The 9,266-nt window shown below is 40.6% G+C and carries 13 protein-coding genes and 1 pseudogene; all 14 read right to left on the bottom strand.

The genetic code is table 11. From position 1 onward, the window contains the following. On the bottom strand, positions 1-470 hold a 470-nt coding region (locus tag ACKPQ4_RS08430), incomplete at its 3' end, for a hypothetical protein (protein ID WP_407680747.1). Between the two features lie 13 nt (positions 471-483). Next, a complete protein-coding gene (locus ACKPQ4_RS08425) occupies positions 484-1,005 on the bottom strand; it encodes a flagellar protein FlgN (protein WP_407680746.1) in 522 nt (173 codons plus the stop codon). A gap of 2 nt (positions 1,006-1,007) precedes the next feature. Next, positions 1,008-1,358 (bottom strand): rod-binding protein, encoded by a 351-nt coding sequence (locus ACKPQ4_RS08420; protein WP_407680745.1) that lies wholly within the window; start codon positions 1,356-1,358, stop codon positions 1,008-1,010. A 10-nt stretch (positions 1,359-1,368) separates the two neighbouring features. Further along, a complete protein-coding gene (locus tag ACKPQ4_RS08415; protein WP_407680744.1) occupies positions 1,369-2,472 on the bottom strand; it encodes a flagellar basal body P-ring protein FlgI in 1,104 nt (367 codons plus the stop codon). Then, a complete protein-coding gene (locus ACKPQ4_RS08410; protein WP_407680743.1) occupies positions 2,472-3,080 on the bottom strand; it encodes a flagellar basal body L-ring protein FlgH in 609 nt (202 codons plus the stop codon). Before ACKPQ4_RS08410 ends, ACKPQ4_RS08415 begins: the two co-directional genes overlap by 1 nt. Before the next feature lie 35 nt (positions 3,081-3,115). Beyond that, complete coding sequence (flgA, locus tag ACKPQ4_RS08405; RefSeq protein WP_407680742.1) at positions 3,116-3,937, bottom strand: flagellar basal body P-ring formation chaperone FlgA; 822 nt, start codon at positions 3,935-3,937, stop codon at positions 3,116-3,118. Continuing rightward, positions 3,938-4,720, bottom strand: coding sequence for a flagellar basal-body rod protein FlgG (gene flgG, locus ACKPQ4_RS08400; protein WP_407680741.1), 783 nt, complete (start codon positions 4,718-4,720; stop codon positions 3,938-3,940). Positions 4,721-4,725: 5 nt separating this feature from the next. Then, entirely contained in the window at positions 4,726-5,487 is a 762-nt protein-coding gene (locus ACKPQ4_RS08395; protein ID WP_407680740.1) for a flagellar hook-basal body protein, read from the bottom strand. Between the two features lie 80 nt (positions 5,488-5,567). Beyond that, a complete protein-coding gene (locus ACKPQ4_RS08390) occupies positions 5,568-5,828 on the bottom strand; it encodes a hypothetical protein (RefSeq protein ID WP_407680739.1) in 261 nt (86 codons plus the stop codon). Positions 5,829-5,837: 9 nt separating this feature from the next. After that, entirely contained in the window at positions 5,838-6,641 is an 804-nt protein-coding gene (locus ACKPQ4_RS08385) for a flagellar motor protein MotB (protein ID WP_407680738.1), read from the bottom strand. 27 nt (positions 6,642-6,668) lie between these two features. Beyond that, positions 6,669-7,529, bottom strand: a complete 861-nt coding sequence (locus ACKPQ4_RS08380; RefSeq protein ID WP_407680737.1) for a motility-associated protein — start codon at positions 7,527-7,529, stop codon at positions 6,669-6,671. A 15-nt stretch (positions 7,530-7,544) separates the two neighbouring features. Further along, positions 7,545-8,348 carry a sigma-70 family RNA polymerase sigma factor gene (locus ACKPQ4_RS08375; RefSeq protein WP_407680736.1) on the bottom strand — a complete coding sequence of 268 codons (804 nt, stop codon included), beginning with the start codon at positions 8,346-8,348 and terminating at the stop codon, positions 7,545-7,547. Then, the gene (locus tag ACKPQ4_RS08370; RefSeq protein ID WP_407680735.1) at positions 8,345-8,701 is read right to left on the bottom strand and encodes a hypothetical protein; all 357 of its coding nucleotides are present in this window, start codon (positions 8,699-8,701) and stop codon (positions 8,345-8,347) included. The genes ACKPQ4_RS08375 and ACKPQ4_RS08370 overlap by 4 nt, the downstream gene beginning before the upstream one ends. Positions 8,702-8,704: 3 nt before the next feature. After that, positions 8,705-9,266: pseudogene (locus ACKPQ4_RS08365) on the bottom strand (hypothetical protein); the annotation flags it as partial.

The raw sequence follows: 9,266 nt of genomic DNA, 5'->3' as shown, positions 1-9,266 counted from the left end.
TGAATTTTTTGAAAAATTTCTTGCTTAGCATTTGATTCATCGGGCGATGCAGATAATTCCTGAAATGCATTAAATAAATCATCTAAAGCTCGAGCTAACCCCCCCTCGGCTAAGTTGCTGTTGTGTTCAAGATCTAAACCTCCATCCACACCTGATCTATTAACCGATTCTCCCAAAGCAGCTTGGAGTAAGTTAAGTACCTCTACTTGAGCTTCTATGCTTGCTGATTCACCGAATTCTGAAAAGACTCGTTTATCAAGCAATTCGTTACGTGCTTGATCAAGTCCGTCTGATTCAATCGAAGACGTATTAAGACCGCCTTGGCCTTTGGACATTAAACCTTCTCTCGATAAAACTCTTTGCCGGGCGTAGGACTCATCGTTAACATGAGCTAGGTTTTGACCCGCAATTTCCGCTGACTTCGCGTGAAAACGAAGGGCTTCCGTACTCTTTATAATTCCTCCAATCATAAAATTATAATGATTATGCCCGATCCATCAGCTTCGTAGGAGTTGAAGAATAATTCCCCACTTTGCCCTGTTTCGAGTAGGTTTTGGAGTGGGAGGTCGGACTTGCGACAGAAAGAATATGATCAGTAACCTCAAGCAAACGAGCTAGCAGTCTTTGGTTCTGAGATACCTTTGTACGAACATTTGATATAAGAGAATTAATTTCCTCAATTATACTCTCAAACATAGGTTGAGTAACATCAGGGAGGTGCGGAAGTAATTCGCTTAAGCTGGATTGTTTTGGCCGGCCAAAATTTAAAGCTAAATTCGATACATAGCCTTGGCGACGCTTTTGTAAGATTTGGCTCGCTTCCATTTGAGCTTGTACGGACTGGTTAATCTCCAAAAGACTATCTGGTTTACGATTTAATATAGTCTGTTGCTGTGCATTTAGCAACCCAATCAGACCACCATATTCCTGTAATTCGTTACGTAACAATTCGAGGAGGTCTTCCCAATTATTACTCGTTGAAACTGTTTGTGTAAGATTAACCACGACTAATTGGATTTTTCCTTGTCAGTTTCGATTTCCTTATGATTTCCGACAGGGGATAATTGCTGCTGGAGAATAGAAGAGATTCCAAAACCACCTCCTTGAGCAATGCTCTCGGACAGTGCATCAGTAAAAAAATGTCTGTATAAGCGATGGCCTTCACTATTTTCATTAAAAACACCTTTAAACATTGGCTTTAAGGCATCGTTGAGAAACTGCTTAACTAGGACAGATTCAAATTGCTGGGATACAAATTCAGTTTTTTCACTCTCGGAATTTTTCTGTGAATGAACCATCTCCATAAGTAAGGATGAATCCATACTTACATGCTTACTGCTTATGCTACTATTTTCCATAAAGAATGATTTAGTTGATAACAAGCTCGGCTTGAAGGGCACCGGCATTCTTAATTGACTGAAAAATTGAAGTCATTTCGCGGGTTGTCAGACCAAGCTTATTTAGAGCCGTGGCCAATTCATTCACTGTTGTCCCCCCTGGCTGATCCAACTCGTCAAGCGACTCAAATCTACCTACCTCCTCAATTAATTCGGCATTTTCACCCTCAATAACTTCGGTTGCACCACGAGAAAATGGTAATGGCTGACTCACCCCAGTTGTCGGGTTGAGAAAAATGGTAACATTACTGCTGCTAACGGCGACCGGAGAAATCCGAACATTTTGGGTAGCCACAATCGTACCAGTCCGCTCGTTTATGATAATCTTGGCAGGTATATCTGGTTTTACCTCAACTTCTCCAACAGCAGCGATAAAGTTGGTTGTTTGACCGAGAAACTCTAAGGGAACTTTAACATTAACGACACCACCATCTACAGCAAGAGATGAACCGGGGTAAAAACCATTAATAGCCTTAGCCATCTTAACCGCAGTTAAATTATTAGGTGATCTTAATAACAAATCGATTGAATCTTTGGATAAGGCATCAGTAAATATCTCTCTCTCAATTAAAGCACCATTAGTTACGATACCGACTGTTGGATGATTAACCTGAATATTACCTCCCCCATTTCCGGCTGATAAGCCACCAATTGACACGGGACCTTGAGCAACTGCATATACAAGTCCATCCGCACCCTTGAGAGGGGTTTGTAATAAAATACCCCCCTGCAATGAGTCTGCGTTACCGATAGAGGAAACAGTTAAATCCATCTTAGTACCAGCTTTTCCAAAAGGCCCAATTTCGGCAGTAATCATAACTGCCGCTATATTTCTGGACTTATCTGCTTTGTCCGCACGAATACCAAGAGATTCCAAGGCGTTGAGAATTCCTAGCTCGGTGTACTCTATTCGAGAATCACCCTGGCCATTCAAACCCGTAACAATTCCATATCCAAATAGTTGATTACTCCTAAACCCTCGAACATCGGTTAAGTCTTTAATTCGAGCACCAAACACAAAAATGGGTGCTACCCCCAAAAGAAAAAAAGCAAAGGATCGAACGGTTGACTTCATTAGAAAGGATTGAGAATTGTAGAAAGTTTTTGATACCAAGACTCTTTTTGGGCATCATCAAGGCTGCCTTTTGAAACAAATTCGATTTGAGCGTCAGCAATGTATTGGGAGGAAACAATATTTCGGTATCTCAAACCATCCTTAAAACCAAAACCGATATCTTCTTGACGAACCATTCCCTTGAGAACGGCGAAATAACTTTCCCCAGAAAAAGTAACCATCCTAGCCCCTTCAAGTACAAGCACTCCATTTGGTAATACATCAATAACGATCACACTAACTCGACTTTTTAGGTCTTGAGTATTAGCTATTGAACCGCCGCCTTGGTTGCTACTTTGACTCTCAATTTGAGTACCTGGCAACCCACCATTGTGCGTACCTAGTTTGCTATTAGCATACAAAAATTGTTTGACCGCACTTTCAACCTCAAATTGACGATTTCTGACAGAATTTTGAGAAGCTGATAGAGATGAAGTTTCAGCAACATCAATAGTCAACAAATCCCCAACCGCAAAGGCTCTCTTACCTCCGAACATCCCACGTTGATTGTTACTGCTTTTTAACCATAGAGAGGTAGCACTTACAACCACGGGTAAGAGGCTCATCATTAAGACTAAAAAAACTTTGGGCATTGTAATTATTTTCAAAGGTGAACTTTCACACTACTTTCAGTTAAGACTTTGGCGTGAAATTCCTTATCTGAAGAAAGATTCCTTACCTTAACCAGTGATTCCGCAACCCCATCCTCGAGTGCAAGTCCTTTCATCGTTACGTAAATTCCATTGCCTGAAGCGTAAACATCAATTACCTGACCCTTTTTAATCAGAGTAGACTTGGATAAAATACTCCACTTGAGGGGAGAGTTTGCATTTAAATTAGATTGAAGCTCAAAACCTTTAAGGGCTGTGGTATTCGAAACTGAGCTAGCGTGTTGTTTCAAAATATCTACTTTCCGCAAACTAAAATCTTCTTTTTTTAACTTAGTTCCCCGGTTTAAATTCTTAGTAGAGAAATACACATCATTCAAGCTGGCGACCCGCAAGGGATATGAAAAATCTCCTAACTTTTTACCAGCGTCCCAAAGACTAAAACGAATGAAACAACTCGAGCTTAATTCATCGGGAGAAATGTCCCTGATTTTGATTATTGGGGATGAACTTACCTTCAAGGATTGCCAAGAAGTTGACAAATTTACACGAATTTCTCCAGTCGCTTGGTAACGATGCTTGAGGGAATCTCCAAGTAATCGCTCTAAATGATCTGAAGTCAAAAAACTATTGTTCTCTGATGAAACATTAAAGCTTTGGTAACTCTTCGATGTGCTGGGGCGAAGAAAAGCAGCTTTTTTAAGAGAATACGATTGATTCTTACCCTCAAGGTTAAGGGGTTGTAAAAATCTTTCAACTCCAGCTGTGAGAACAGCTGGAAGTAATAAAAGAAAGGTAAGATGTAAATTTACTTTCAATTATCGCTTAAGCTGGTTAACGCGAGAAAGCATATCGTCAGATGTCTGAATCGATTTAGAATTCACTTCGTAAGCACGTTGAGCAATGATCATGTTAACCATTTCCTCAACGACATTTACATTAGACATTTCCAAATAACCTTGTTGCAAAACACCGAAACCATTCTCTCCTGGAGCACCAATTTCAGGGGCACCACTGGCTTCAGTTTGGATGTATAGGTTGCCACCAAGGGATTTTAAACCTGATGGATTTGCAAATCTAACTAACTCAAGCTGACCAATAATTTGAGTACCCGCGGCAGTTTCGATCGAAACCTCTCCAGTTGTGGCGATAAAAACATTAGTTACCTCGGGATCAATTTGAAGACCAGCAGCAAGAGGGAGTGCGTCAGAAGTAGTAAGCTGGCCATCGGGGCCAACTTTAAAAGCACCATCACGAGTATAAGCTTCGGTTCCGTCAGATCGTTCAACTTGAAAAAAGCCGCCCCCATCAATGGCAATATCCATTTTTTCGTTAGTTTGCGTAAGCTGGCCTTGAGTAAATATTTTCGCAGTTGAAACTACTTTAGTTCCATTTCCCATTTCAACTCCTGTAGGGATGACATTTCCTGCACCAGTTTGACCACCCGATTGCCTGGGGTTTTGATAGAGAAGATCTTGAAATTCAATTTTATTCTTCTTGTAACCCGTGGTGTTGACATTGGCGATGTTATTAGAAATCACATTAAGGTTAAGTTGCTGAGCCTGCATGCCCGTCGCACCGGAATATAAAGATAGATTCATATATATTAGTTAGTTTGGCCAAGAGCTCCAATCGCCTTGCCTGTATTTTCATCAAAAGCTTGCACCATTTTCTGGTTCGCCTCGTGTGCACGAGACACTTCAATTAATCCAATCATTTCTTCAATAGCAGATACATTGCTACTCTCTAAAAAACCTTGTAAAACCTTGAAAGAGCCTGGTTCAGCTAATTCTGGCTGAGTCCCCTCCTCTTTGGTGATAAATCCCCCGCCGACTTTTTGCAGATCGGTGATAGGGGTTTCAAAATTAAAAACACCAATTTTAGCAACTAGCTGTTCTCCTTGAAAAACTTGGCCTTCATCATCTATTGATGCATCACCTTGACCTGGCACAAAGGTAATCGCATTACCTCCTTCATCAACAAATTCGTGCCCCATGCTGTTTACCATACCACCATCGGGATTAGAGTAAAATTGTCCGTCTCTGGTGTATACTCGTTCACCATTTTGGTTCATCAGAGCAAAAAAACCATCTCCGTGTAATGCCAAATCCTGAGGATTTGAAGTCTCTTTTAATTCACCTGCGTTGAAGTCTATTTGGTTCTTCATGACTGGGAACGAACCAGGCATTTCGTTCCTCAACCTATCATGAGTGGATCGAGCAATTTCTCCTCCCTCCACAGCCTCGAAAGATACTGCAACCTTCTTAAAACCTGCAACATGACTAGCCGCAATGTTGTTTGCTATGACATTTTGATACTGTTCAAGACCGCGTAGTGCAGATGCGTTTTCGTATAAAGAGAGATTCACCCATTAAGGAAAGCAATTCTTGCGCCATTAGAGATGAAAGAAATCAATCTCCATCTACGAAAGGTGAATTTTAAAAGAAATCAATAAATACAATCAATTTCTAAAAGTCGTCCGTCAGGCAAATGAATGACGAGAGATGTGGGACGACCATCCTCAGAAACAAGTTCTACTTTAGGGCAGCCCTCTTCTTCGTAAATAACCGCTTTTTCTTGTGGTCTATCCTCAGAAACATTGTTTTCTTTTGCATCTGGTTTACCACTCTTTTGGTCTAAAAGTCCTTCAAAATTTGAATCTCCAGATTCAACATCCTTAAAGCCTCTGCCTTTCAAATAACTATCCATATCAAAAAGTTAGCGATAACGAGCAAGGTCCTCTTTGCTAACATCCAAGACTAAACTAATTTCTACCCGACGGTTTTTATCTGACCGATTAGGAAAACGTACACGATTTGGTTTGGTTGCCCCATGGCCAGTCATACGTTCAAGCTTTCCATCCAATTCACCCGCGGAGTAGTGTCCCAGAGCATTGTTAATTTCGACTGCTTGGTAAAGGGACAACTCCCATTCAGCAAGTTCATGATTCTTCACTTTATCAGCAAGTCCCATAGAGTGTGAGTCGATTCTATATGCCAAAACATGTTGAGATAACAACCAAGACATTCTCTGCATTACCTTTCTTCCATGAGTTGACAGCTTGGAAGATGTAGACTCAAAAATAGGTTTATCATCACCATGATACAAAGTAACCTTCAGACCGTCTGAAGTAACTTCTAATTGAATTGTCGAATCATCTATTTCGTGCAATTTCAACCGTTGATACCAATCTTGGGCAATTCGATGAAGTACATCGATGTCAATTGAAGTCGTATCATTTGTATTTCTCATGGTGGTATCAGACCTGCCAACAATTTGATCCACCATACTTCCAGGTCTAGCATCTTTCTGCTCGATAGGAGTAGATTTAGGAACCCCTGCTTTGTAGGGGTCACGAAAAAAGCGTGTTGTGGCTATGATAACTTCTTCATCTTGTGATAGAATCCACAATACCAAAAATAGGGACATCATCCCAGTTACAAAATCTGCATAAGCAACTTTCCAAGCTCCTCCGTGCCCGAAAGAAAAATTCCGAGACCTTTTAGGGCGTAAGCTAGGCATAAGGCAAAGTTGGATCAGGTCGAGAAATCAACCACCTTTAGCTGCGTCTTTGCATTTTTCTTCGAGATCATCCGCAGTGGGTTGCATAACTTTATCAAGGGAACGCCTTCCTATCTCGACTGCCATGATTGGAGAAAGTCCAGTAGCAAATCCAGAAACAGAGCGTTCTACAATGCGGTAATAAAGCATTTCTTGGCCTTGATTCAAAGAAACCAAACGCCCTAAGGGTACGCCAATTCCGTAGGCTAGGAAAATTCCCAAAAATGTCCCACTGAGCGCTGCAGCAACCTTGTAGCCGACAGATTCTGGGTCTTCCAAATTAGACATGGTATTAATAATTCCCAAAACAGCAGCCACAATACCAACTCCAGGCAGAGCATCAGAGATCATTTCAATTGCTTTGATAGAACGACTTGCCTCAGCCTCACGACTACTTAGCTCAGACTTTAAAATTCCTCCAATCTCCCCTGGTTTACACCGACCGTCAACGATGGGTCTAAGAGAATTACATAGAAATTCAACTAAACCCTTATCATTTAAGAAAGAAGGATACTTAGAAAAAATAGAACTGTTGTTGGGATCGCTAACATGCTCGTCAAGTGCTGGCGTTCCTTTTCTTCTACCAAGCATAAACAGTTCGTATAGCATAACGAGAAGGTCAATAAATTTACCTTGGTCGCTTATACCACCCTTAAAAGCCTTTATGATATCGCTTTTGAGGGTAAGCAGCACCGTCTTTGGACTTGAAACAATTAAAATCCCCAAGCCGATTCCACAAATAATCATAATTTCTCCAGCATGAATCAAAGAAACTGGATTTCCGCCCGCGACCGCAAAACCTCCGATGCAGGAGACAAAAACGATAATCATTCCAACAGTTAAAAGCATAGTGAGAAAAGTTAGTTAATCGGAAGTTTGAAATTTAGCACGAAGAGAAATTATAGAATGTGAAAGGATCTGACTAATCCTTCCATCTGACAAGTTAAAGAGTTGTGCGATCTCAGACAACCTCAATTCCTCTACATAGTAAAGCATCAGAATTTTTTGGCTTTGCTCGGGTAATTCTTTTATGTGCTCTCGAAGGGAAATGATTTTTTCCTTTCTTTCAACTTGATCAAATGCAGTGGGTTCAGTCGGATCGTATAAAGATTCGCCTAAAGATTGGCTTTCATTGTCAGAATCAGAAAAAGAGGATTTTGACTCCAAAGGAACAAAAACAATGGGCTGGGTTTGTTCCAGAAGTTTTGTGTATTCGGCATGAGAGATTTTAAGTTCCTGACAAATTTCATCGCTTGTTGGTGGCCTCTTTAAGGCTCTTTCCAAATCAAGAATTGTAGACTGTAGAGATTTAGCCTTTGCCCGATTAGCCCTAGGTAAATGATCAATCCTTCTCAATTCGTCTAGCAAACCACCTTTAATCCTAAGAGCCGCATAACTACCAAAGGCCCTACCCTTAGATGGATCAAATTGATTAACAGACAAAATAAGCGAACGAACACCAATGCCATACATATCTTCGGTTTCATAACTTTCGGGAAAATGATAACGCAATCGATTTACGATCGACTTAACTAAGGGCAGATAATCCTCGATCCATTGATCACGAGTTTTTTTGCTAGACATTGCCTCACGGTAGTTGTCCGCAGCAATTTCAAAGCGTTTTTGGTTATCCTCGCTGGATAAAATCTTTTGAGCGGAGACACTCACTTTTTAATATTTGGTTGTTTCAAACTTTTAGAATCATTGGCAACCGCGGCCAAATTAGCTTTAACGGAGGAATTTAATACGGAATCGTTGTTGTCACTCAAAACTTTACCTTTAGACGCAACAGTTTCATGGGATGCCGGAGGGTTAGAATTTACCAAAGCTTGTGAGCTTTGAACTTTTCTAAGGGCTGTGGTTAGCAATATGCGGCCAAAGAATGAAATTACCAAGGAACCAATGGCACCAAATACCAAGCTCATGACAAGGTCTCGGTAAAGAAACAAGGAAAAGGCATAAAAAAACACAAAACCAATAAATCCGCTGAGGAAAAAAAAGAATTTGGCGTCGTCGTTCACAGTTTAAGAATTTTGATAAGATGAAAAAGATTGGGAATATAAATTCTCTGGGAAGGATTTAGCGATCATCTGATTTAGTACATTAGCGGAAAAATCACCCGTAACATTCTGCCCTGTCGAGATACAATAAGGAGATAAACCAGAATCAAAAATAATAGGCCAAAGCTTTGATGCATTAGACAATTCATCAAAATGTGAAATGGCAAGGTGAGTTGCAGAAAGGTTAGAACCAATTTGAATACACTTAGACAGAACCTTTCTATCGTATGCACCATTTAGAACAAGGATGCGCGAGTGAACTCCGATAGCGTCCAAAGATGAATTGATCAAAGACCATTCTGTGACATCACTAAGAGAAATTCCTGGTATATCGATAAAAAGAGGAGAATTTAAGCTTGTTGGTGGAACCTTTGCAGCTTCCCGATATAAGGTAACACCTATTACCTCACAGAAAATCCTTAAAGAATCATCTGGATTGGGGACTCCGTTTTCTAATTTAAGTACCATGGGCACCCTTTTCTTAATAAAAACCTCGTGGGCTAATAGTTTGCACAACATGGTCGTC

It is taken from the genome of Candidatus Chordibacter forsetii (genome assembly GCF_964187505.1).
Taxonomy (GTDB): Bacteria; Verrucomicrobiota; Verrucomicrobiia; order Opitutales; family Seribacteraceae; genus Chordibacter; species Chordibacter forsetii.
Note: the sequence above shows the minus strand (reverse complement) of the source record. Positions and strands in the feature narration are given on the sequence as shown.